The 21,885-nt window shown below is 39.7% G+C and carries 26 protein-coding genes and 2 tRNA genes; 25 read left to right on the forward strand and 3 right to left on the reverse strand.

Translation table 11 applies throughout. From position 1 onward, the window contains the following. Nucleotides 1-84: 84 nt before the first annotated feature. A complete protein-coding gene (locus AB7E63_RS01420) occupies nucleotides 85-330 on the forward strand; it encodes a hypothetical protein (RefSeq protein WP_006340044.1) in 246 nt (81 codons plus the stop codon). Between the two features lie 20 nt (nucleotides 331-350). After that, nucleotides 351-845, forward strand: a complete 495-nt coding sequence (locus AB7E63_RS01425; protein ID WP_006340045.1) for a SycD/LcrH family type III secretion system chaperone — start codon at nucleotides 351-353, stop codon at nucleotides 843-845. Here AB7E63_RS01425 and AB7E63_RS01430 read toward each other — a convergent pair. Then, nucleotides 837-2,798: a cytochrome c biogenesis protein gene (locus AB7E63_RS01430; protein WP_284452562.1), complete on the reverse strand. Its 1,962-nt coding sequence runs from the start codon at nucleotides 2,796-2,798 to the stop codon at nucleotides 837-839. The genes AB7E63_RS01425 and AB7E63_RS01430 overlap by 9 nt on opposite strands. Nucleotides 2,799-2,925: 127 nt before the next feature. Between AB7E63_RS01430 and AB7E63_RS01435 the strand changes: the two genes are divergently transcribed. The 9 genes from AB7E63_RS01435 (at nucleotide 2,926) to AB7E63_RS01475 (ending at nucleotide 10,186) form a co-directional block, all read left to right on the forward strand. Then, complete coding sequence (locus tag AB7E63_RS01435) at nucleotides 2,926-3,189, forward strand: hypothetical protein (RefSeq protein ID WP_006340047.1); 264 nt, start codon at nucleotides 2,926-2,928, stop codon at nucleotides 3,187-3,189. A 255-nt stretch (nucleotides 3,190-3,444) separates the two neighbouring features. Then, nucleotides 3,445-5,706, forward strand: coding sequence for an NfeD family protein (locus tag AB7E63_RS01440; RefSeq protein WP_006340049.1), 2,262 nt, complete (start codon nucleotides 3,445-3,447; stop codon nucleotides 5,704-5,706). Continuing rightward, nucleotides 5,703-6,203, forward strand: coding sequence for an NfeD family protein (locus tag AB7E63_RS01445; protein WP_006340050.1), 501 nt, complete (start codon nucleotides 5,703-5,705; stop codon nucleotides 6,201-6,203). The genes AB7E63_RS01440 and AB7E63_RS01445 overlap by 4 nt, the downstream gene beginning before the upstream one ends. Then, the gene (gene floA / locus AB7E63_RS01450; RefSeq protein ID WP_006340051.1) at nucleotides 6,200-7,225 is read left to right on the forward strand and encodes a flotillin-like protein FloA; all 1,026 of its coding nucleotides are present in this window, start codon (nucleotides 6,200-6,202) and stop codon (nucleotides 7,223-7,225) included. The genes AB7E63_RS01445 and floA overlap by 4 nt, the downstream gene beginning before the upstream one ends. 3 nt (nucleotides 7,226-7,228) lie before the next feature. Next, nucleotides 7,229-7,645, forward strand: a complete 417-nt coding sequence (locus tag AB7E63_RS01455) for a hypothetical protein (protein ID WP_006340052.1) — start codon at nucleotides 7,229-7,231, stop codon at nucleotides 7,643-7,645. Between the two features lie 90 nt (nucleotides 7,646-7,735). Then, nucleotides 7,736-8,476, forward strand: coding sequence for a hypothetical protein (locus AB7E63_RS01460; protein WP_036745828.1), 741 nt, complete (start codon nucleotides 7,736-7,738; stop codon nucleotides 8,474-8,476). 176 nt (nucleotides 8,477-8,652) lie between these two features. Beyond that, a complete protein-coding gene (locus tag AB7E63_RS01465; RefSeq protein WP_006340054.1) occupies nucleotides 8,653-9,330 on the forward strand; it encodes a YggS family pyridoxal phosphate-dependent enzyme in 678 nt (225 codons plus the stop codon). A gap of 30 nt (nucleotides 9,331-9,360) precedes the next feature. After that, nucleotides 9,361-9,930: a phosphatase PAP2 family protein gene (locus AB7E63_RS01470; protein WP_006340055.1), complete on the forward strand. Its 570-nt coding sequence runs from the start codon at nucleotides 9,361-9,363 to the stop codon at nucleotides 9,928-9,930. Nucleotides 9,931-9,934: 4 nt separating this feature from the next. Beyond that, the gene (locus tag AB7E63_RS01475) at nucleotides 9,935-10,186 is read left to right on the forward strand and encodes a DUF1653 domain-containing protein (RefSeq protein WP_006340056.1); all 252 of its coding nucleotides are present in this window, start codon (nucleotides 9,935-9,937) and stop codon (nucleotides 10,184-10,186) included. A 111-nt stretch (nucleotides 10,187-10,297) separates the two neighbouring features. Here the strand turns inward: AB7E63_RS01475 and AB7E63_RS01480 are convergent, their stop codons facing one another. Then, a complete protein-coding gene (locus AB7E63_RS01480; protein WP_428418496.1) occupies nucleotides 10,298-10,594 on the reverse strand; it encodes a hypothetical protein in 297 nt (98 codons plus the stop codon). A 553-nt stretch (nucleotides 10,595-11,147) separates the two neighbouring features. Between AB7E63_RS01480 and AB7E63_RS01485 the strand changes: the two genes are divergently transcribed. From AB7E63_RS01485 to AB7E63_RS01515, 7 genes are all read left to right on the forward strand, one after another. Then, nucleotides 11,148-12,401, forward strand: coding sequence for a dicarboxylate/amino acid:cation symporter (locus AB7E63_RS01485; RefSeq protein ID WP_006340058.1), 1,254 nt, complete (start codon nucleotides 11,148-11,150; stop codon nucleotides 12,399-12,401). Between the two features lie 123 nt (nucleotides 12,402-12,524). Then, nucleotides 12,525-13,556, forward strand: coding sequence for a pyruvate dehydrogenase (acetyl-transferring) E1 component subunit alpha (gene pdhA, locus AB7E63_RS01490; RefSeq protein ID WP_006340059.1), 1,032 nt, complete (start codon nucleotides 12,525-12,527; stop codon nucleotides 13,554-13,556). 24 nt (nucleotides 13,557-13,580) lie between these two features. Then, a complete protein-coding gene (locus AB7E63_RS01495; RefSeq protein WP_013925299.1) occupies nucleotides 13,581-14,573 on the forward strand; it encodes a pyruvate dehydrogenase complex E1 component subunit beta in 993 nt (330 codons plus the stop codon). 14 nt (nucleotides 14,574-14,587) lie between these two features. Then, the gene (locus AB7E63_RS01500; RefSeq protein ID WP_036745833.1) at nucleotides 14,588-15,880 is read left to right on the forward strand and encodes a pyruvate dehydrogenase complex dihydrolipoamide acetyltransferase; all 1,293 of its coding nucleotides are present in this window, start codon (nucleotides 14,588-14,590) and stop codon (nucleotides 15,878-15,880) included. 101 nt (nucleotides 15,881-15,981) lie between these two features. After that, on the forward strand, nucleotides 15,982-17,001 hold the full coding sequence (locus AB7E63_RS01505) for an alcohol dehydrogenase (protein WP_006340062.1): 1,020 nt from the start codon (nucleotides 15,982-15,984) through the stop codon (nucleotides 16,999-17,001). A 255-nt stretch (nucleotides 17,002-17,256) separates the two neighbouring features. Then, entirely contained in the window at nucleotides 17,257-17,787 is a 531-nt protein-coding gene (locus AB7E63_RS01510) for a FliO/MopB family protein (RefSeq protein WP_036745835.1), read from the forward strand. A gap of 96 nt (nucleotides 17,788-17,883) precedes the next feature. Continuing rightward, entirely contained in the window at nucleotides 17,884-18,069 is a 186-nt protein-coding gene (locus AB7E63_RS01515) for a hypothetical protein (RefSeq protein ID WP_013925295.1), read from the forward strand. Between the two features lie 99 nt (nucleotides 18,070-18,168). Here AB7E63_RS01515 and AB7E63_RS01520 read toward each other — a convergent pair whose 3' ends face one another. Next, nucleotides 18,169-18,516: a hypothetical protein gene (locus AB7E63_RS01520; RefSeq protein WP_006340066.1), complete on the reverse strand. Its 348-nt coding sequence runs from the start codon at nucleotides 18,514-18,516 to the stop codon at nucleotides 18,169-18,171. Nucleotides 18,517-18,691: 175 nt separating this feature from the next. On the opposite strand from AB7E63_RS01520, the gene infA reads away from it, so the two are divergent. The 7 genes from infA to rplK form a co-directional block, all read left to right on the forward strand. Next, on the forward strand, nucleotides 18,692-18,910 hold the full coding sequence (gene infA / locus AB7E63_RS01525) for a translation initiation factor IF-1 (RefSeq protein WP_006340067.1): 219 nt from the start codon (nucleotides 18,692-18,694) through the stop codon (nucleotides 18,908-18,910). 99 nt (nucleotides 18,911-19,009) lie between these two features. Continuing rightward, a tRNA-Thr gene (locus AB7E63_RS01530) sits at nucleotides 19,010-19,081 on the forward strand. Nucleotides 19,082-19,132: 51 nt separating this feature from the next. Continuing rightward, a complete protein-coding gene (gene tuf / locus AB7E63_RS01535; RefSeq protein ID WP_006340068.1) occupies nucleotides 19,133-20,320 on the forward strand; it encodes an elongation factor Tu in 1,188 nt (395 codons plus the stop codon). A gap of 70 nt (nucleotides 20,321-20,390) precedes the next feature. Beyond that, nucleotides 20,391-20,463: transfer RNA gene (locus AB7E63_RS01540), tRNA-Trp, on the forward strand. Between the two features lie 174 nt (nucleotides 20,464-20,637). Then, nucleotides 20,638-20,901 carry a preprotein translocase subunit SecE gene (gene secE, locus AB7E63_RS01545; protein ID WP_006340069.1) on the forward strand — a complete coding sequence of 88 codons (264 nt, stop codon included), beginning with the start codon at nucleotides 20,638-20,640 and terminating at the stop codon, nucleotides 20,899-20,901. A gap of 49 nt (nucleotides 20,902-20,950) precedes the next feature. Then, on the forward strand, nucleotides 20,951-21,499 hold the full coding sequence (nusG, locus tag AB7E63_RS01550; protein ID WP_006340070.1) for a transcription termination/antitermination protein NusG: 549 nt from the start codon (nucleotides 20,951-20,953) through the stop codon (nucleotides 21,497-21,499). A 57-nt stretch (nucleotides 21,500-21,556) separates the two neighbouring features. Continuing rightward, nucleotides 21,557-21,885 (forward strand): 50S ribosomal protein L11 (rplK, locus tag AB7E63_RS01555; RefSeq protein ID WP_428418501.1); only part of this gene is annotated, 329 nt, incomplete at its 3' end.

A 21,885-nucleotide genomic window follows, 5' to 3' on the forward strand; every position in this document is an offset into this window, starting at 1 on the left:
AAAAGATACGAAAAGAATCGAGAAATTGGTAAATATAATGAAAGGAATGCATTCTTAGAATAGATTAAAAATTTGGAGGTTGTCATGTCAGACATGCGCAAAAGAAAAAATACTTCAAGTGGCCAAGCAGAAATGAAATACGAGAAAACAGTTGAAGAAGTTGCGAATGCTGTTGCTGACAGTATGAAGGATGACTATCAAAATGATTTAGAGCCTTTTGAGCTTTATGCAGAAAGAATCAAGGCTAAAATTCATTCTGAAATGGATGATTTTCGAGAAAGATTAGCAAAAGGCTATCAAGTTTTGCTTGATGAAGTTAAAAAACAATAAGTTTTAAAAATGGTTGGCATATGGATCGAATGGAAGAATTTCAAATCCCGAAAGATGTGATCAAAAAATTGAAAAATGTGGATCTCATACGCCAAGAAATGTCTGAGGGGAAAAATTTAAAAGACATTATCGGTTATACGGATGAAACCATGGAAAAATTCTATGGTGCAGCATACCGTCTTTTTCAGGCAAAAGAATATGAAAAAGCATCTGATGCTTTTTTATTTTTAACAACGTTAGATCCCCAAGTCCATAATTATTGGTTGGGATTGGGCATGTCTGAGCAGTTAAAAAAGGAGTATGAAGGAGCCTTAGTGGCTTATGGGATGGCTGTAATGACTGAAATGAGTAATCCCGTGCCTCATTACCATTCTGCTTCTTGCTACTTGGCAGTAGGAGATGATGAAAATGCCAAAGCATCCCTCTTACTTGCCATTGAATATGCTGGAGAACAGGAGCATTTTTTCAAAATTAAGCAACAAGCCGAAAGTGCGCTTACTCAGCTTTCAAAATGATTTAAGTGCGCGCGATTTAAGCTGCATGTATCTCAATGCTGCAGCTCCTAGCACGCAAAAATCGATCACAACAAATAAGAAGTAATAGAAATTTCCTCCCGATCCAAAACCATAGCTGTGAAGTCCTGTTCCAAGTATGTAATTCACTCCATACCAGGTAAAAATAATCGATTGCATGCCCACTATTGAGCCAAAGGCAAGACCGAATCCGCCGATATGATTAAAACGGTGGAGATGAATCCAAAAAATATAAACACAGCTCGAGATAAAAGCCCAAGATTCTTTGGGGTCCCAGTCCCAAAAACGGCCCCAGCTTTCAGCTGCCCATACCCCCCCAAGTAAAGTTCCTGGAATTAAGAGAGCAGTCCCGACATACATAGAGTTTAGAATCAAAGGCTCCAATTTCTTAGCCCAATCTCTGTTTGTAAATTGAAAAGAGTAGGCATACAACGAAAGATGCCCTAAAATGCCGCAAAGAAGGAAAAAACTATAGCTACCTACAATCATGAGCACATGAATAATAAGCCAGTATTGGGAGTCGAGAACCGCTTGCACATTTTCTAGCCCAATATTCATGCGTGTGGTGGAAAGCAGAACAAGGAGAGGGATTGCGACGAGGCAAGATCCAACCATCATGACATAGTTGCGGAAGAATTGGTAAAAGAAAAAACTAGATAGGACTGCGATCCAAGGGACATAGAGTACCGTTTCAAACATATTCGAAACAGGGGGTCTTTGTAAGATATAACAGCGTAAAGCTAGAAGGCTTGTATGACAAATCAAGCCCAAAATTGTTCCTCCCAGGGCGATTTTTGTCACTCGTGTATTCTTTAAAAAATACGCCAAGAAAAAACAAAAAATAGAGCTTGCATAAAAAAAGACGGTCCATTCAAGCAGAGGAAAAGAATAATAAAAGGATTCGGCACGCAAATGTTGAAGGGAAGGGTAAGAGAGCTGTTTATCGGAGCCCTTGCGATAGATGGTGTTTTCGATGCTGGAGTAGCCTTCACCTAAGCCATTCGCTAATTTTTGAAGGTCATTGGTAAGATAAGCCTCTTGAATATTTTTAAATATCGAGTCGGAGTAAAGTGTAAAATTGGGAATCGGTTTTAAAAGACTTGTTTCAGAATCAAATACTTGCAAACCTAATGCAGTAAGAGATACCCATGTTCCTTTTGGTGTTTTTAAAGGTAGCATTTGAAATTCGTTTCCGCTCTCAAGCACTCTATTTAATAAAGGGAATTTTTCCTCCAGGAACAGGGTGATTTCTTGTGAGGTTAGATGATTGTTTTGCAAGGTCTGGATGATAGGTGCCAAAGATTGTCTTTCTTGTCCAAATTTAGCATATCGATCCAATCGTTTAAACAAGTCTAAAGCCTCATCGGCAATTTGGGGATCGATAGATTCCCCAGCATTCAAGATCAATCCTTCTGTCAGATGTTGCCAAGGAGCTTGCTTGGGTGCTGACATCACGAGGATATTTTTTCCTTGCTGCTTGACCCATAATCCCTGTGAAAGCGAGGTCAATTCAATCGAGGTAGATTTGTTGTTGCTTTGAGCATCACGATAAATTTTGGGAATTAAATGTCGCATAACTGCTAAGTTGGTCTCTGCACGTTGAAAAAGGGCTTGATTGATTTCTTCGTAGTTAAATAGAGTTGTTTTAGACGAAAGACCAAGTGCTGTTTTGAAGGCAGAAGAATCTATTTTGAAGAGGGATTGTTTATCGAAACTTGAGTGGCCAGAAACGAAAAGATTCCAGAGCATTTCTTCTTTTGGGCTCTTGTGAAATAGATCGAGCTGTGAGAGAATTGTATAAGCTTTTACGGGACGAAAGCGGCCCTGATATAAAACCGGAAGTTCTTGAAAATCAAACTGGTTAATATTCGTGGCCCCAATATGAGTTGTCATGCAGATAAAAAGTAACAAATATTTAACAAATTGAAGTTTCACAACTCTCTCCTTTTAAAGCTTTTTCAAAATCTAGTGTTCTTTAAAAAAAATGTAAAGATAAGTTTGTTGAAAATATTATTAAAAAAAAATGAGGTTTGGTATAGCTAAGGAATAGGAGGAAGTAAAGATGCTTAATCAAAATCAATCTCAAAATGAAAAGAAATTAAGAGAAAGACAACAGAAAAATTTACCCAAAATTGTTTTAAATTTATCTGCTTTAATGAAAAAAAAGAAACATGCAAGATATACACAGGCTCCAAAAAAGCAGGCAGCTATCGCGCATCAATCCTTAGAAAAAATGGGTAAATTTTGGAAAGACGTGCGTGACGCAACAAAATTTCTCATGGAAAAATCCAAAATGCTTGCAAATTTAAATAAAAAGAATCGCTAGCTTCCAAGCATTTTTGGCATCCATTCATTGGCATCTGTATGATTGCCCTCGCAGTCAGCATCAATGAAGAACATCCTTTATAACCCTTTGCCTTCAGATTGACTTTACATACAAAAGTTTTTGTGGTCTTGAGGATAAGTGCAAAATCCACATTTTCTTTTCTTTTTTTTAATGATTTGCTGTGCTAAAAAGGGCTGAAAGTCTAAGTTTAGTGTTTTTTTGAATTCTAAAAGGGACTCTAGGAGAGTATGCAATATGGTTAAGTTCAAATCCCTTTTTTCATTTATCTTGATCTTTTCCGTATTTTCTTTATCTATTTTTGCTGATGAGGCCCAGACACCAACCTGGGTCTGGTTGAAAGGGCATTTGGATAAAGATGTTTTAGATCAAAGAAAAACTGCAATTGATCAAGCTGTTCAGGAAGGTAAGCGGCAATTTATCTTGCTTGTTGATTCTTCTTCTGGTGATTTGGTTGAAGCTTTTAATTTAGCCAAACGTTTTTACGAACTAAAAGTCGAAAAAAAGATTTCCATTACTGTTTATATAGAAAATAGTGCACTTGGACCCGCTGCCATATTTCCGTTCTTGGCTGATTCAGTCTATTGTTCTTTCTTTACATCTTGGGGAGATGTGGCTTTAGGATCGGAATCTGTACTTCCCAAAAATATCCTTAGAAATCGTGTTGTCAGTCTTGTGTTACCAGATAATCCCCATTTTCAGATTTTGCAAGTACTTGCTTTAGGGATGTCAGATCCATCCATCCAAATTGTGGACGAGGCAGGATGGAAGCTTGCGGAAGATGCCAGAGGGGATAAAAGCAATCTGATTTCTTCTCCCGGTGAAGCGTTGGTTGTCAACCAAAATCAATTGCAAGTTTTGGGATTATTGCAGGGGATTCTTTCTCCGGAAGCCTTTAAGCAAAAAATGGGATGGAAAGAAGTTTCCAGTCATACATCTGATCCAAGTTCTATGACAATCTCTCCTTTAGAGATCTCGCCTCAATCTTTTGAAGAAAGTCTTAAGCAGCATATTCAAGTTAATGCTAACGGAACGAATCAAGTGGGTTTGATTACGATTGATGACCGTACAAATGGGATTAATCAATCTACATGGATTTATGTGAAAAATGCTTTAGATCACTACAAAAAGAGTCGACCTAGCTTTATTATCTTGGAACTGAACACTCCTGGAGGAGAAGTTTTTGCGGCACAAAAGATTTCGGATGCTCTTAAAGAGATGGATACCCAGTTTGGGATTCCTGTTATCGCCTATATCAATAACTGGGCGATTTCAGCTGGAGCCATGTTAGCGTACTCGTGTAGATACATTACTGTGGTAAAAGATGGGAGCATGGGAGCTGCTGAACCCGTAATTGCTAACGAAAGTGGACAGATGCAGACAGCCTCAGAAAAAGTGAATTCTGCCTTGCGTGCAGACTTTGCTAATCGCGCCCGCTTTTTTGATCGAAACCCCTATATAGCAGAAGCGATGGTTGATAAAGACATTATCTTAGTTTTGCGACATGGAAAAATCACTAAACTGGATCAAGAAAATCAAATTCGAACCACGGGAACAGATCCAGATCGTGTCATTAGCCCTAAGGGAAAGCTCTTAACGCTCAATTCGAATGAATTAATTGAGTTTGGTGTTGCGGATTTGCAATTATTGCCACAAAAACTTCCGGAGGTGACGTACCATGAGAAAGAGATTGGACAATGGCCGGCTTCCAAAATGTCGCTTTTCCAATATCCGTTTTTTTCATCAATTCCTCAGGCCACAATTGATCAGTACCACATGGATTGGAAAACGCAACTCTTTGTTTTTTTAAGTAATCCAGTCGTCTCATCAGCCTTATTTTTAGGGTTGTTAATGGGCGCCTATATGGAGTTCAGTACTCCAGGCTTTGGTCTGCCGGGATCTATTGCGTTGATTTGCCTATTTTTAATCATTCTTTCAAGCTTTGCCTTGGAAATTGCGAGCTGGCTTGAATTGTTTCTCCTTTTAGCTGGCGTGGGAATTGTTGCTCTTGATTTATTTGTGCTTCCCACGTTTGGTTTAATTGGCATTTTTGGAGTTATTTTGTTTTTGGCGGGCCTATTTGGCTTAATGCTGCCCGGTGCAGGATCGATGGATTTTGAATTAGATACAGGAACCTTTAATGCAGCAGGCGAAGCTGTTATGAATCGACTGGCCTGGCTTTCCGGAACTCTTGTGGTTGGAATAGGGCTAATGATTCTTTTGGCTAGGTATGTGACACCCTCATTTTCTGGATTTAATCGATTTGTGCTGAAAGGGCATGAGCAAGAGGGATATCAAGCTTTCAGTTCCGAGCTTTTACCCCAGCCTGGTAAAACGGGAAAAGCAGAGACCACTTTAAGACCTGCTGGCAAGGTGATCATTGATGGGAAATATTACGATGCGATTTCTAGTGGTTCATTTATAGAAAAAGGAAGCCCGATTCATGTCATTGGTTTTGACAGTGGGACCCTTTTGGTAGAAGAAGAGAGTAAAACATGATTTCGATTTTGCTTTTATTGATTGGCCTTTTCTTAATTGTTTTAGAATTTTATCTCCCAGGAGCAATCATGGGGATCTTAGGTGCTATTGCCATCTGTATTAGTATTGTCATGTTTGCGGTATCCTCACAATCGACATGGGAATCACTCTTATTTTTGATTGGAGCTGCCGCTCTAGTTGTGGGAGTTTGCAAGTTTATGTTATGGAAAATCCCACGCAGCCAATCGGGCTTCAGCATTTATTCCGATCAAGATCAATCAGGTTATCAGGCCTCCACCTATGACAGTAGCTTATTAGGAAAACGCGCGATTGCGTTTACAGACTTAAAACCGGGGGGATTAATTATCCTTGAAGGAAAACGTTTACAGGCCATTTCTCAAAGTGGGTATTTGATAAAAGGAACCGATGTCTTAATTATCGGTGGTGAAGGAGAAAGTTTAATGGTCAAAGTTTTCAACCATACCCCTCTAAATCCAATGACACATAAGGAAGTATGATTATGCACCTTTTAGCAGCAGATATTAGTCTTGAACTCTATATCCTCTTTATTTTTTTAGGTATCGTTGCCTTCATTATATTGGGGATTTTGGGAAAATTTATTAGCCTTTGGTTTCAGGCGTTTGTTTCTGGAACTCCTATTGGCCTTTTCAACATTATTGGAATGAGCTTGCGTAAGATTCCTCCAAAGTTAATTGTTAATGCACGTATTAATGCTTATAAAGCAGGACTAAAGGATATTTCTGTGGCAGATTTGGAGACGCACTTTATGGCTGGTGGCCATGTTGCAGAAGTTGTTGAAGCAATGATTGCTGCCGATAAAGCAAATTTAAATTTGGATTGGCGTCGTGCAACTGCTATTGACTTGGCTGGACGTGACCTTAAAGCTGCCGTTCAAACATCTGTGAATCCTAAGGTAATCGACTGCCCAAGTCCAGGTGGCTATAGTGTTGGGGTCGCAAAAGATGGAATTCAAATTAAAGTGCGTGCTAGGGTGACGGTTAGAACAAACATTGCCCAGCTTGTAGGTGGGGCAACTGAAGAGACAATCATCGCACGTGTGGGTGAAGGAATTGTGAGTGCTATTGGTGGATCGGATACACATTTACAAGTTTTAGAATCTCCACAAAGAATTTCTAAAGTTGTGCTTGAGAAAGGATTAGATTCTTCTACTGCCTTCCAAATCTTATCTATTGATATTGTAGAAATGGATCTGGGAGAAAACATTGGAGCTAAACTGCGTGCAGCGAAAGCTCAAGCAGATATGCAAATTGCTCAAGCAGAAGCTGAAAAAAGACGTGCCATGGCTGTTGCGCAGGAACAAGAGAATATCGCCAAAATTAAAGATATGGAAGCCAAGCTTGTGGAAGCTAAAGCTTCAGTCCCTCTTGCTATGGCACATGCTTTTGAGAAGGGAAATTTGGGGATTATGGATTATCAACGCATCCAAAATATTCAAGCCGATACAGATATGCGTACCTCTATCGCTCAACCTGAAGAAAAAGACAAACCAATAAGATAACATATGAATTTCATCGAGTTTCTTGGATTTATCATTGCGCTGTTTGCGATGACTTTTCTCTTTGCGAAAAGAGTCTCAGAAGAGAGAAGGCGTCGCCTGCACCCTGAAGAGTTTCAATATGAACAAGATGAACAGGAACGAGCGGTTCAAGAATTGCTGGAGTCACTAAACATTCAAGTGGAGACTCCAGCAAAAAAAACTCCGCCCAAGCCTATACCTGCTCCAAAAATCCATAAAATTAAAGCAGCTCAAACTCAGGCGAGTGAAAATTTAAGAATAAAAGAGTTGTTATCTTACCACCCCCACCTAAAAAGAGAGGCCTCGCTGGCTCAAAAATTAGTCCAGCAGGTTCCTTCAGCAAAAGATATGGTGATCTATCATGAAATCTTGAGTGAACCAAAAGGGTATAAGAAATTTTAAGCATAAAATCTCTTGAGGTTCAGGTGCTTTTCTTAGTATAACAAATGGGGTTTCCTATAGTTGACTAACTTGATTATCTGGAATTTAACCATGCGCAAATTTTTATCTTTTTGCTATTTACTCACAATTTGTACTTTTCCCTTTCTTTGCGTTGATACGTATGCGTCTGAATCACATGCCGAATTGATTATAAATCGACAGATAATCAATCACAGATTTGGACTTCATGCTATAGGCATCCACCTTACGATTGATGGAAAAGAAGTGCCGTCTCCCAAGATGATTAAAGATGAAATTAATATTTTTTTAACCAGCTATCCAAACCAAGAGGATTATTGGGAAATCGTCAATAAAAAGCTGGTCATTTATCTAGCAAATAAATATTCAAGCATCGAGCAAATGCAAAGTATTTTCTCTGTGGAACCTGATTTAATAAAGCCCTTCAATCGAAAAAGTATTGTTTCATTAAAAAATCAGCAGGTTGAGCGAGAAGCTTTTTTATTTACTATTGCCAATCAGACAATTCAAAATGATCTTGCATCTATTGAAGTTGAGATGGAGTATAAGCCAGAGGTGACAGTAAGCGATTATATTAATTTTTTTGCTGTAAAAGATGCTATCCAGGCCTATTTTAGAGAAAATTCTTCTTTAAATGCTTCGGAATTTGATTTGTCCGAAAGACTTGCAAAGCACTTGTTGACAATTTTTCCCAATGTTCAAAGCTTTGGCATTTCTTTAAATCGGGCATTCGATAGCAATGATTCCGCAAATTACTTATGGAAAACCAAAGTTTTTCACTCAGATTTGGATCTTAACAAATTTTTGGAGTAACTTATAGTGGGGTTAGCTACTGATAGCCAAAATTGACTATCAGTAGCTAAAACTCGTTATATTTTTAATCTCGAAATCGTCCAAAAATTTGAATAGATGTTTTCTCCAGAAGTCTTGCTTATAATGAGTAAAATTGTAAAAATCTCAGGAACAACTTATTGAAAGAGTAATCTTAAATGACGTCTGTTCAAGACAATTATCTAAAAATTAAAGTACGCATAGAGGAATATGCTCGCAAATATGGTCGTGCTTCTGACGAGATCTCTCTCATCGCAGTTTCAAAAACCTACCCTGTAGAATCGATCCAGACCGTGTATGAAGCGGGTTGTCGCAATTTTGGTGAAAGCCGTGTTCAAGAAGCCTTACAAAAGCAACCCCGTTTGCCTTCCGATATTCAATGGCATCTGATAGGCTCTTTGCAGCTTAATAAAGTTTCTAAAATTGTGGGGAAATTTACACTCATTCATTCTGTCGATAGCTTTGAGTTAGCCAAAAAAATTTCTGAGACAAGCTTAAAGCTGGGCGTTCAAACTTCTATTCTTCTTCAGGTCAATACATCTGGTGAATTGACAAAGCATGGATGGTCGGGCGAAGCGTGTCAAAAAGATTACGAGCACATTCTTTCTCTTTCTGGAATTTGTGTAGAAGGACTCATGACAATGGCTCCTTTCTCTAATGACGAACAGGCGGTGAGAAACTGTTTTCAAAAGTTGCGCCTATTGAAAGAGCAGTTGAGCATTTCTAGCGGGCGGCTTCTCCCTCATTTATCCATGGGAATGTCGAATGACTTTGGTTGGGCGATTGCCGAAGGGGCTACGTTGTTGAGGATTGGAACTGCCATTTTTGCTAATTGAAAAAGAATATCTTTAAAGGATAATAGTATTGTGACCACTTTAATAAATTTTGAATCTTTACATTTTTTAGAATTAGAATTGATTCGATCCATTCATGCATTCAGAACACCGTTTATGGATAATTTCTTTACGCCCTTTGACTTTTTTGATCGAAAAGAATTTTTCTTGATTTTGATTCCTACGATGTGGTTCTTAAGAGGGCGGAAAGCAGGTCTAAGCTTAATGTCTATTTTGTTAATCAGTGGTTTGACGAATTCAGCATTAAAGGAATACTTCTCATCACCTCGGCCTTTTCATATAGATCCTAGCCTGGGAATTATTCAAGTAAGCGGCTATGGATTTCCAAGCGGGGCTGCTCAGACCGTTATTTTGCTATCAGGCATTTTATTAAGTTATTGGAAAAGTTCTTTGATGTGGTTCATTGCAACTATTTACGTTTTATTCGTGTCCTTTTCTCGTGTGTATTTAGGTATTCACTTCCCCAGTGATATCATTGTCGGATGGCTTGTCGGTTTATTTTTGTGGAAATTTTATACGTATATGCAGCCTCTTATTGAAAGATGGTTAACAAACTTTCAATCTCACTTTCTGATTAGGTAGAATAATGAACGAAACCTTGCCCTGTTTTTCAGCTTTAGCCCAGACCATTGCAGTGGGAAATGTTTATGTGCATTACAACAAGGGGTTACGATATAAAATTCTTGGAATCGCCCGCCACAGCGAATCACTTGAAGAACTAGTCGTTTATCAGGCTTTGTATGGGGAAAATGCCATTTGGGTTCGTCCTCTTGGAATGTTTCTAGAGAATGTTGTCATAAATGGACATTCTCGCCCTCGATTCAAATTAGACAGCTAATTATCTTTTCATTTTATCTGCAATCAAAGTTTTTGAACCAGCAGCTTTAATAAGAGCATTTTATATACTTAATTTTCGACAATGTCTCTTATGAATTTTTCTGCTTATGGATCAGAAATTTGATCTAATGAAGGTAGATGCTGAAGGTAGATGCGTGCCATTTTCTTTGATATTTTCTAAAATTTTTTCCCAGTACAGTTGCTCCTTAACATTTCCTGTAGATTTGTACAGCCCCCTTAATAATTCAACAGCTTCGATGTATGGGACTATTGCTATGGCTTGTTTAACAAGTGATATCGCTTCTTTTTCTGTTATCGGAGGCTTACCGGGTGCAATACAGCATCTGGCCATAACAACTAATAATTGAGGTGGAGGTATCTGTACTTTTTTAAAAGTTATAAGCAGCATATCTTTCATCGTATTTTAAAATAATATGATAAGCATATCCAAGCAGGGCATCATATTCCAGCTTGAATTCCATTCCTTAGGATATTTTTGTCTTAATTCCTCTAAACAAATGCTGCGTATTTTTGCAGGGATTCATCCCATTCATCGTTGTTCAGCATGTTACAAGCCATATGTAAAGCTTCATTGATATCAAATCAAAGGGGCTATGTGCACAAGCCATTTGTTTTAACTTTGAGTATTCTGTTTTTATTCATTATTTTGTTATCACCTAAGCATCTTTTAAAAATGTTAAATTGGCTTCTAAATATGTTTCAAATCCCATTCTAATGGGCTGCTATCTTAGCTTTGTATGGGTAATGAAGAAGCTTTTAGAACGAACAAGTAAAACTACGAGAAAATGACATCGATCAAATAGTTAAAAAAAGTATTGTGTGAATGTCCAGGTCAAATAAATTCCTCATTTTGACAGATAATGGATATTGCCCTATAAAAGCCTAATTAATTGAATGAATTAAAAACATTGCATCAACGACTATCTCGAGGTTATCTCATCATGGCGCAAAAAAGAAAATATAATGCGAACATAGGCTTTGCTATTGCTGTGCTCGCTGGACTCTTGGCAGGTTATATGAATTTGCCGTGGATAGATCAAGGAGCTTCCATTGTTTCAGAGATTTTTATTAATTTACTTAAACTTGTCAGCCTTCCTATTATTTTTCTCTCTATTGTAGCGACAGCATCAGGTATGAAGAGTGCGCATGACATTCGTTTTATGGGATTAAAGGTCCTCAAATATACCTTAATGACAACCATTTTTGCCGCGACTGTCGCACTCATTTTATACGTTTTAATTGATCCAACAAGCTCTCAGATAGCTGTTCAGTTTACTGATGCTCCGAAGACTAATCAGACTGGTTACTTAACCTATTTGCTAAATGCTATTCCAAGCAACATCGTCCAGCCATTCAGTGAAAACAATGTGATCGGGGTCCTTTTCTTAGCCATGCTATTCAGCTTTGCAACACTAAGTTTACCAAATGATAAAAGAGAATTACTCCATTCCTTCTTTTCAGGTCTTTATGCAGCGATTATGAAAATTACGACTTGGATTGTATGGTTAATGCCTTTTGCAATCTTTGCTTTTTTGACATTGTTTATTCGTGATATGCGTGAAGGACTTGAAATCAAAAGTTTAGCACTTTATCTGTCTTGTGTTGTGATCGCAAATCTTGTACAAGGATTGCTCATTTTACCTGTATTTTTAAAGATCAAAAAGATCTCTCCTTTTCAAACAGCTAAGGGAATGTTTCCGGCGTTATCCTTGGCATTCTTTTCAAAATCCTCAAGTGCAACATTGCCTTTAGCAATGAAATGTGCGGAAGACAGACTCAAAATATCCAGAGAGGTTGCTGGTTTTAGCTTCCCTTTATGCACGACAATCAACATGAATGGTTGCGCGGCCTTTATTTTAACGACTGTTTTATTTGTCTCGATGAATGCTGGAGTTGTGTTTACGCCGATTGAGATGATTGCATGGATTTTTATTGCGACAATTGCTGCTGTTGGGAATGCAGGAGTTCCAATGGGATGCTATTTTCTTGCGAGTGCGTTCTTAGCAACGATGAATGTTCCTTTAAATGTATTAGGGGTTATTCTCCCTTTTTATACGTTAATCGATATGCTTGAGACTGCAATCAATGTGTGGTCGGATTCTTGTGTGACAACGGTTGTCCATCATGAAATCGCTGAATTGGCTGCTGCAAAAAATGAGCAGGGCACGCCGTTCCCAAATTTAGTGCAAGGTTAATTTAAAGAGGCTTTCTGTAGAATAGGCATTGAGACAGGGATGTCATTCAAGGTCTTCTTGCTTTATTCTGCATGTATGCTAAAATGACGCTTCATTTATATTAGTTAAATTTTAGGTAATCCAGTGAACGAGACAACTCAATATTCCTTTTTTCCTTCGGATAAAAATGAAGTAATTGCACTTCTTGGAAAAGATTTACTTCTGAAAGCACTCACACATATGCTGGCAATTCGCAATTTTGAAATTCGGGCAGAATCTGCTTATCTGCAAGGCAAAATTGGAGGTTTTTTCCATTCTTATATCGGGCAAGAAGCGATTCAGGTTGCCGCTGTTCAAGCTTTGGGACAAGAAAACTGGTACATTACTTCCTATCGTTGTCATGCACTTGCTCTTCTACTGGGAGCAACACCAGAAGAAATTATGGCAGAGTTATATGGAAAAGCAACGGGAAATGCACGTGGCCGTGGAGGTTCAATGCACCTTTATGCGAAAAGGCTGTTAGGAGGTTTTGGAATTGTTGCTGGGCAAGTGCCTATCGCGACAGGGGCGGCTTTTCAAATCAAATACAGTGGACATAAAAATGAGGTGGCGATCTGCTTTTTAGGCGATGGGGCTGTCGCGCAGGGGGCTTTTCACGAATCCTTGAACCTTGCTTCTTTATGGAGCTTACCTTGTATTTATGTGATTGAAAATAATTTTTGGGGAATGGGAACGGCTGTAAATCGCGCTATTTCATTTAAAAAATTAGCTGAGGATATCGCTCCAACCTATAATATGAAAGCCTATACTTTTGATGGGATGGATTTTTTCAATTGTTACGCGGGATTTTCGCATGTTTATAAGGAAGTTGTGGAGACTGGACGTCCTGTCTTAATCGAAGTTTTAACAGAGCGTTTTCGTGGTCATTCGATTTCTGATCCTGGGCTTTACCGTACAAAAGAACAATTGCAAAAGTCGATGCAAAGGGATCCGATCTTATTGATGCAGCATGCCTTGGAAGAACATCATCTGATTGATAGTGAAGAATTCAAAAAAATTGATAAAGAGTACCGCGAAAGAGCGATTGCAGCGATGAAATATGCCGATGAAAGTCCGTGGCCGAATCCCTTATCAATTGAGGAAGATGTGTATGCCCCTTCCGAAACTCAAACTTAAAAGCATTTACAGGAATTATTCTGCATGAATACCCCGAATACTCAAGTAATTGAAATGAGAGAGGCTTTAAGGCAAGCTCTTGATGAAGAAATGGCGCGAGATCCAAATGTCTTTATTATGGGTGAAGAAGTCGCCGAGTATAATGGAGCTTATAAGGTCACAAAAGGTCTTTTGGATAAATGGGGAAGTAAGCGAGTGATTGATACACCCATCTCCGAACTAGGATTTGCAGGCCTTGGCATTGGAGCAGCCATGACTGGATTACGTCCCGTTGTTGAATTCATGAGCTTTAATTTTTCATTTGTGGCCGCTGATCAATTGATTTCGAATGCCGCAAAAATGTATTACATGTCCGGAAATCGTTTTTCGGTCCCGATTGTTTTCAGAGGGCCTAATGGGGCTGCTGCACAAGTTTCTTCTCAGCATTCACATTGTGTTGAAGCGCTCTACGGAAATTTACCAGGTTTCATCGTGATTGCGCCCAGTAATGCTTATGACGCAAAGGGGCTTCTTAAATCTGCCATTCGGTGCAATAATCCTGTCATATTTTTAGAAAGTGAACTGGATTATGGAGATAAAATGGAAGTTCCCATTGAGGAATATCTAATTCCGATTGGGAAAGCACGCATTGATATTCCTGGAAAAGATCTGACTATTGTTTCGCACAGCCATACGGTGAAGATATGTCGCGAAGCTGTGCGAGAATTAGCCAAAAAAGGAATTCGTGCAGAATTAATCGATTTAAGAACAATTAAGCCGCTTGATATTGGATTGATTGCGGAATCAGTAAAACGAACCAATCATTGCGTGTTGGTTGAAGAGGGCCACATTTTTGCTGGAATTGCAGCAGAAGTTGGATTTCAGATCATGGAGCATTGTTTCGACTATCTCGATGCTCCCATTGAAAGAGTTTGCCAACGAGAAACTCCCATGCCTTATTCGAAAGTCTTGGAAAAAGCGACATTGCCGTCTGTTGAGAGGGTTTTGGCGGCTTCTTATAAAGTGATGAACCTGTAAAGAGGAAAAAACAAATGCCATTTACTTTGACTATGCCAAAACTTTCACCAACTATGGAAGAAGGAATGATTGTTAAATGGCATAAAAAAGAAGGGGATCGCGTTAACGCTAATGATGTGTTGCTAGAGGTAGCAACGGATAAGGCAACGGTTGAGCACGGGGCTTTAGATGAAGGGTGGTTACGCAAAATTATCGTGAAAGAAGGGGGAGAAGCCAAAGTTAACCAACCTATTGCTATTTTCACAGCAGAACAAAATGAAAGCATCGAGGGTTACAAGCCCGAGGGATTGCAGCCGGAAACGAAAGCTGTCCAAGAAGAATCGAAGGTTGAAGAAAAAACGGACGTTCCTGCTGAGGCTAAGGGGGGTGTGGGATCCATTAGACAGCCCTCATTTGTGCCAGAGCCTCCGCTTGAACATTATGAATTTGAAGGTGTCACAGAAAATTCTAAACGTGTTTTATCATCACCTCTTGCTCGCAAGCTTGCGAAGGAGCGTGGGCTAGACCTGACGACGGTTAAAGGAACAGGGCCCAATCAAAGGATTATGAGCCGTGATTTGGAAAGAGCGCAATCCACGGGTGTGGTCGCTTTTGGAAGACGTGTGCAGCCCACTAAAAAGCCGGGATCGTATCATGAAGAATCTTTGACGCCTATGCGAAAGGTAATTGCTCAGAGACTTCAAGATGCCAAAACATTTATTCCGCATATCTACGTGGAGCAAACCGTAAATGCTATGCTTTTAGATCAAACACGTGACCAATTGCGTAACGTCGATGTGAAGGTCTCTTTTAATGATTTTGTGGTGAAGGCCTGCGCTTTAGCGCTTGTCGAACATCCAAATGTCAACAGTGGTTTTAATTCTGCAAATCAAACGATTATTCGTTTCGATACGATCGATATTTCCATCGCTGTGAGTGTTTCAGGTGGACTAATTACACCCATTGTACGGCATGCGAATTATAAAAATTTGGGAGAGATCTCTCTGGAGATTCGACAGTTAGCCAGAAGGGCCAAAGATGGCAAGCTAGACGCGTCAGAATATAAAGGTGGATCTTTTACTGTTTCGAATTTAGGCATGTATGGCGTAACTGCTTTTAAAGCGATTATTAATCCACCCCAAGCGGCTATTTTAGCTGTAAGCGGTATTCAAAATGTCCCTGTGGTTCAGAATGGGGTAGTTGTTCCTGGAAAAATCATGAATATTTGCCTGTCAGCTGACCATCGAGTGGTGGATGGTGTGGCAGCAGCTGAATTTGTGAAAACAGTTCAAAAATATCTAGAAAATCCAGCGTCCCTTCTTTTTTAATGTCAAAGCCTCAAATTATCTTGATTTGAGGCTTCTTTTTCTTGAAATCTAATTCTTTCTCCTGTAACTAAAAGTGTAAATAATTTTTAGGAGGAAGCTCTATGGCAAAAATGCGTGCAATTCAAGTCAGTCGTCCAAATGGTCCTTTTGAGTTTGTTGAGCGAGATATTCCAGAACCGGGTGAAAGAGAGGTTCGCATTAAAGTCCAGGCATGTGGGATTTGTCATAGCGATTCTTTCACTAAAGAAGGCACATTTCCAGGTGTGACTTATCCACGTATTCCCGGTCATGAAGTTGCTGGTATTATTGATGCTCTTGGTTCGAAAGTTAAAAATTGGAAGGTGGGTGAACGTATAGGGATTGGATGGTATGGAGGGCATTGTGGTTACTGTGAGTCTTGTAGAAGAGGCGATTTTGTTACGTGCAGTCAGCTTTCTATATCTGGTGTGACTTATGATGGGGGATATGCAGATTATATGATTGCTTCTGTGGATGCTTTGGCCTTAATCCCGGAGGAACTTTCACCTGTAGAGGCTGGTCCTTTAATGTGTGCTGGGATTACTACCTTTAATGCATTAAAGAACAGTGGAGCGCGTGCAGGAGAGCGTGTTGCTATTCTTGGTGTTGGTGGTCTAGGGCATTTAGCGGTTCAATTTTCGGCTAAAATGGGATTTCATACTATCGCGATAGCGCGAGGAAAAGACAAAGAGGCTTTAGCCAAAAGATTAGGGGCACATGATTATATTGATAGTTTAGAAAAAAATCCCGCTAAGGAGCTTGTGAGTTTTGGGGGAGCGAGGGTAATCTTATCGACGATAACCGATGCTAAGGCAATCGAATCAACTCTTCCAGGACTCAGCACTAATGGAAAATTCATCATCGTAGGAATCCCTCATAGTCCTATTTCAATAACTGCTGGAGCGCTTATTTCCGGAAGACGTTCTATCGCAGGATGGCCCTCAGGTACTTCGATAGATTCTCAAGATACAATGTCATTCAGTGCTCTAACGGGAGTGCGCTCCATGAATGAGATCTATCCCTTTGAGAAGGTAGAAGAAGCCTACGAAAAAATGATGAGCGGAAAAGCTCGTTTCCGAGTAGTCTTAACAACCGGACATTAAGAAGTCAAGGTCTTGAGGCCATACTAGGATATAACTCTTCAGCGGTTGGGGCTGAAGCCATAACTTGTTGAAGACGTATTATAAATCATAAATGGTCATTTTTGTATCAAAGTAAAGGGGTTAGAAACAAAATGATGGGGTAATCTTTTTTTATGAATGAGGAAATTCAAAGGGGAGAATAAGAAAATTAATTCTTAATGGAAATTGAGTGAATCCTTATGCTTAAGCTTTATCCATCTACCCATAGGGGAACGCATGCGCTTGTCTACCTTGTATATGATTTTTTTATGCCTGCTTTTTTCAATCTCGAGTTGGGCTGACGAGGCCTCAAGCTCAGATGTAAAGCTTCACGTCCCAGCTAATTCATCTGCTTCTCAAAGTAAAGCAACGGAACCTTCCACTTTTGATGAGGTTTTCCAGCAAGAGTTAAAAAAAGATGAGGGAGAAGGGGATTCTCATTTTTGGAAAAATTTTATTTACATGCTCTTTGTCCTGGGGCTTCTTGTGTCGATGCTGCTATTTCTCTCATGGGCTATGAAAAAAATGGTCTACACGCGTCTATTGCAGGATAATGCGACAAGTATGATTAAAATACTAGATCGTCGTTCTTTAAGTCCAAAATCGATGCTCTATGTTGTGGAAGTGGAGGGGAAGCGGCTCATTCTTGGGGAATCTTTACACGGTGTAACCAAATTGGCTGAGAAAAATTTGGCCTCCGATTTTTCCATTGTGGATGAAGAAACTCAAGAGTCTTTGAAAAAATTAAGTGATAAAAGAAATGGGTGAAACTACAAGATTTTTCTAATGCTTTTTTTAAAAAAATATAGGGATAGGGCAATCCCGCAAACGCCAGCTAAAAGGAGGCCTAGCCCTAATAAAATCATGGATACTCCTGGAATGATTCCAACAATTGTGATGCAGGAAACGATCCCCAATTTAAATGTGCTGACTGCTGATGAGATGAGAAGGCTCGATCCGATTAAACTAACAAGGCCGGTAACTAAAAAGAAAGTGCGTGTCTTTTTCGAAGGGTGTGCATCCTTGGGGAAAGAGTGGTGCGTGGAGTAGTTAAAAGATTTTGATGATGAAAAGAAAATAGACATAGGCTGAAAATAAGTATCCCGTTTTAAGGAATCTATATCTATTTTTCTTCAATCCTGTAAAGAGTTATTTGCAAGGCCCGAAGTAATGAACTCGACGTTCATCAAACCAGTCATAACATTTAACCCCTGTCATCCCAGCGGAAAAAACAGAAAAGCCTACAAAAACAAATGTGGCGACATAACTAGCCGCGAAAACAATTGCCAAAGGAATTGTTAAGGGGAGTCCGACTGAAATGACAAATGCGGTTCCTCCTGCCACTGCTGAAGCGATGAATGCCGTTGCAAAAAATACAGTGGCAATTGTCGAGATCGTTGTAATCACAGCCCAAAGAGCGGTCTGGACTTTAGGTGTTTTTGGGAGGTTCATAATGAAGTCAAAGGGGGCTTTGAGATTCAATTTAAACTTGTACATGGTATCTACTTTCTTTAAATATGATTGCCTGATGGTAGCTCGTTCAAAAAATATTGGCAAGACCTAAAAAAAATTGGAGAATTCAAAAAAAGTTGAGTTGTGCTTGACATTTAATGAATTTGTGTTACTCTCATTCTCAGTAAATTTCGTTTCAAAAAAAGCAACCCAAGAAACTATGCCAAAAGAAGATACCCTTAAACTAGAAGGTACAGTAGAAGAGCTACTGCCTAACATGACATTTCGCGTAACTTTAGAAAATGGATTGGTCGTGATCGCTCATTTATGCGGAAAAATGCGAATGAAGAATATCCGTGTCCTCGTAGGGGATAAAGTGAATGTTGAAATGTCTCCTTACGATCTAACCAAAGGGCGCATTGTATTTCGTCAAAAATAAGGCAAATAAAAAAGCGTAAAAATGGTGTTGATTTTTTTTGTCAGAAGCCCTAAACTCACAAGCTTTCGAGTTTAGAAAGAAGCAAGACAAGTTTGACTTGCCCAGATAGCTCAGTGGTAGAGCACTTGCATGGTAAGCAAGCGGTCGTAGGTTCAATTCCTATTCTGGGCAGAAAGTAAAGATTAAGTATAAAAAGCACTGTAGCCAAATGGAGGAAATCAAATGGCAGCAAAAGAATCCTTTAAACGTAGCAAGCCGCACGTCAATATCGGGACAATTGGCCACGTTGACCACGGTAAAACAACGCTAACAGCCGCAATCACCAAAGTATTAGCTGAAAAAGGTGGAGCGATTTTTAGAAGTTACGACTCAATTGACAAAACGCCTGAAGAAAGAGCTCGTGGTATTACAATTAACTCAACTCACGTTGAGTACGAAACAGAAAACCGTCACTATGCGCACGTAGACTGCCCAGGACACGCCGACTATGTTAAAAACATGATTACAGGCGCAGCTCAAATGGATGGTGCAATTCTCGTTGTGGCAGCGACAGACGGTGCGATGCCTCAAACTCGCGAACACATTCTTTTGGCGCACCAGATGCAGGTTCCTGCGATTGTTGTGTTCCTTAACAAAGTGGACATGCTTAGTGAAGGTGATGAAGAGCTTTTAGATCTCGTTGAAATGGAGATTCATGAGCTTCTCGAAGCAAAAGGTTATAAAGATGCTCCAGTTATTCGTGGTTCCGGACTAAGAGCGCTTGAAGGTGATCCTAAGTATGTGGAAGCGATCCATAAATTAATGGATACTGTAGATGCGTTTATTCCAGAGCCTGCTCGCGAAATCGACAAAGCGTTCTTAATGCCTATCGAAGACGTGTTCTCTATTTCTGGCCGTGGAACAGTGGCGACAGGTCGTGTTGAGCGTGGGATGGTTAAGTTGGGCGATAAGCTTCAGCTCGTTGGTCTCGGCGATACGCGTGATGTTGTTGTAACAGGCTTGGAAATGTTTAACAAGACTCTTGATGAAGCTAGAGCTGGTGAAAACGTGGGTATCTTGCTCCGTGGTGTTGATAAAAACCAAATCCAGCGTGGTATGGTTCTTGCTGCTCCAGGTGCTTGCACGCCGCACACTAAGTTTAAAGGGCCTGTTTATATCCAAACTAAGGAAGAGGGTGGACGTCATAAGCCATTCTTTACAGGATATCGTCCTCAGCTTTACATCCGCACAACGGACGTAACAGGAACTGTTGAGCTTCCTAAAGACGTTGAAATGGTGATGCCTGGCGATAACGTTGAGATGATTATCGAGTTGATTCAGCCTGTTGCAGTTGAGAAAGGGATGCGTTTTGCGATTCGTGAAGGTGGCCGAACAATCGGTGCTGGAACAGTTTCCGAAATCATTAAATAATTCAACTGGAAATCATTTCAGGTTTCTGATTAAATTTACAGAAGACCATCTTTTAGATGGTCTTCTTTAAGGGTGTGTAGCTCAGTTGGTAGAGCTGCGGTCTCCAAAGCCGCCGGTCGGGGGTTCGAGTCCCTCCGCACTCGTTTGTTTTTTTTATTTCGAGTTGGATTAGATCGATAAGATAAGTGAGTCGACTGAAAAAAAATCAGTTGATTTAATTCTTTCGAATCGAGTAAACTTAATTTCTTCCCGAAACCAAAAAAGACGTGTATTAAGCAATTCATAGCGAAAACTTTTCGGGGGTAAATGTGAACACCATGGAAGTCAAAAAAACGCAACATGTGTCTGAGGCCTCTCCGAAAGAAATTCCTGTCAGCAGTAAAAAAACTCTCAGTTTTTTAGATGACATAAAAGCGGAATTTCAAAAAATTACCTGGACGAGTCAAGAAGAACTTCTCGCGTACGCAAAAATCGTAGTTGGGGCAACCTTTGTTTTTGGGATCGGAATTTATATGATGGATGTACTCATCCAAAGTTTTCTCGCGGGTTTGGGAAATGTTGTGCATTTAATTGCAGGGTAACGCTAAGTCAAACTAAACATTTCAACTGGCAAGGATTACGGTAAAAACAATGCATAAATGGTACGTCGTTCAGGCAATCTCTTCGCAAGAAAAAAAAGCGAAAAAAAACCTTGAAGAACATCGTGAGCACAAAGGGATGAGCGAACTCATTGAACGAGTCGTTTTGCCCATCGAAAAAGTCTCAGAAGTAAAAAATGGCTTGCAAAAAGTCGTCGAAAAACGTCTATGGCCCGGATATTTACTGATTAAGATGACACTAACAGATGAATCTTGGAGCTATGTAAAAAATACAATCGGTGTTGTCGACTTTTTGGGTGGTGATCAACCCGCTGCTTTAACTGAAAAAGAAGTGGACGAAATTCTTAAAGACCTTGAAGACAAAAAACAAACCGTTACTCAGCGCCACAAATTTAATGTGGGCGACCGCGTAAAAATCGTAGATGGTGTGTTTGTTAACTTTATTGGAACTGTGACGGAAGTCTTCCATGATAAAGGGCGTTTAAGTGTTCTCGTTTCCATTTTTGGTCGTGATACACGTGTAGATGATTTGGAGTTTGTTCAGGTTGAAGAAATTTCACCGGATGCAGAAAACACATAAAAAAGATGCGTTAGCAGTTGCCTCGCTGTAAACGCCTAATATAGAGATTGAGGGTTTATGTCTAAAAAGATTGTTAAAGTGATTAAGCTGCAAATTCCTGCAGGCAAAGCAAACCCAGCACCACCAATTGGTCCGGCTTTGGGTTCTGCTGGCGTCAACATCATGGCGTTCTGCAAAGAGTTTAATGCGAAAACACAAGCGATGGCTGGAGATATCCTGCCAGTAGTGATTTACGTTTATCATGATAAAACGTTTACATTCATTTGTAAAAAGCCTCCTGTTGCTGAAATGCTTAAAAAAGCAATGGGCATTGAAAAAGGGTCTGCTATTCCTAACCGTAGCAAAGTAGGTAAGATCACACGTTCGCAAGCAAGAAAAATTGCCGA

The organism is Parachlamydia sp., assembly GCF_050255895.1.
In the GTDB taxonomy this organism is placed as follows: domain Bacteria; phylum Chlamydiota; class Chlamydiia; order Chlamydiales; family Parachlamydiaceae; genus Parachlamydia; species Parachlamydia acanthamoebae.

Excerpts from the sequence above, each read along its gene's own strand:
- AB7E63_RS01420 (WP_006340044.1), top strand. The coding sequence starts at position 85 with ATGTCAGACATGCGCAAAAGAAAAAATACTTCAAGTGGCCAAGCAGAA.
- AB7E63_RS01425 (WP_006340045.1), top strand. The coding sequence starts at position 351 with ATGGATCGAATGGAAGAATTTCAAATCCCGAAAGATGTGATCAAAAAA.
- AB7E63_RS01435 (WP_006340047.1), top strand. The coding sequence starts at position 2,926 with ATGCTTAATCAAAATCAATCTCAAAATGAAAAGAAATTAAGAGAAAGA.
- AB7E63_RS01440 (WP_006340049.1), top strand. The coding sequence starts at position 3,445 with ATGGTTAAGTTCAAATCCCTTTTTTCATTTATCTTGATCTTTTCCGTA.
- AB7E63_RS01445 (WP_006340050.1), top strand. The coding sequence starts at position 5,703 with ATGATTTCGATTTTGCTTTTATTGATTGGCCTTTTCTTAATTGTTTTA.
- floA (WP_006340051.1), top strand. The coding sequence starts at position 6,200 with ATGATTATGCACCTTTTAGCAGCAGATATTAGTCTTGAACTCTATATC.
- AB7E63_RS01455 (WP_006340052.1), top strand. The coding sequence starts at position 7,229 with ATGAATTTCATCGAGTTTCTTGGATTTATCATTGCGCTGTTTGCGATG.
- AB7E63_RS01460 (WP_036745828.1), top strand. The coding sequence starts at position 7,736 with ATGCGCAAATTTTTATCTTTTTGCTATTTACTCACAATTTGTACTTTT.
- AB7E63_RS01465 (WP_006340054.1), top strand. The coding sequence starts at position 8,653 with ATGACGTCTGTTCAAGACAATTATCTAAAAATTAAAGTACGCATAGAG.
- AB7E63_RS01475 (WP_006340056.1), top strand. The coding sequence starts at position 9,935 with ATGAACGAAACCTTGCCCTGTTTTTCAGCTTTAGCCCAGACCATTGCA.
- AB7E63_RS01480 (WP_428418496.1), bottom strand. The coding sequence starts at position 10,594 with ATGCTGCTTATAACTTTTAAAAAAGTACAGATACCTCCACCTCAATTA.
- AB7E63_RS01485 (WP_006340058.1), top strand. The coding sequence starts at position 11,148 with ATGGCGCAAAAAAGAAAATATAATGCGAACATAGGCTTTGCTATTGCT.
- AB7E63_RS01495 (WP_013925299.1), top strand. The coding sequence starts at position 13,581 with ATGAATACCCCGAATACTCAAGTAATTGAAATGAGAGAGGCTTTAAGG.
- AB7E63_RS01500 (WP_036745833.1), top strand. The coding sequence starts at position 14,588 with ATGCCATTTACTTTGACTATGCCAAAACTTTCACCAACTATGGAAGAA.
- AB7E63_RS01505 (WP_006340062.1), top strand. The coding sequence starts at position 15,982 with ATGGCAAAAATGCGTGCAATTCAAGTCAGTCGTCCAAATGGTCCTTTT.
- AB7E63_RS01510 (WP_036745835.1), top strand. The coding sequence starts at position 17,257 with ATGCGCTTGTCTACCTTGTATATGATTTTTTTATGCCTGCTTTTTTCA.
- AB7E63_RS01515 (WP_013925295.1), top strand. The coding sequence starts at position 17,884 with ATGGATACTCCTGGAATGATTCCAACAATTGTGATGCAGGAAACGATC.
- AB7E63_RS01520 (WP_006340066.1), bottom strand. The coding sequence starts at position 18,516 with ATGTACAAGTTTAAATTGAATCTCAAAGCCCCCTTTGACTTCATTATG.
- infA (WP_006340067.1), top strand. The coding sequence starts at position 18,692 with ATGCCAAAAGAAGATACCCTTAAACTAGAAGGTACAGTAGAAGAGCTA.
- tuf (WP_006340068.1), top strand. The coding sequence starts at position 19,133 with ATGGCAGCAAAAGAATCCTTTAAACGTAGCAAGCCGCACGTCAATATC.
- secE (WP_006340069.1), top strand. The coding sequence starts at position 20,638 with ATGGAAGTCAAAAAAACGCAACATGTGTCTGAGGCCTCTCCGAAAGAA.
- nusG (WP_006340070.1), top strand. The coding sequence starts at position 20,951 with ATGCATAAATGGTACGTCGTTCAGGCAATCTCTTCGCAAGAAAAAAAA.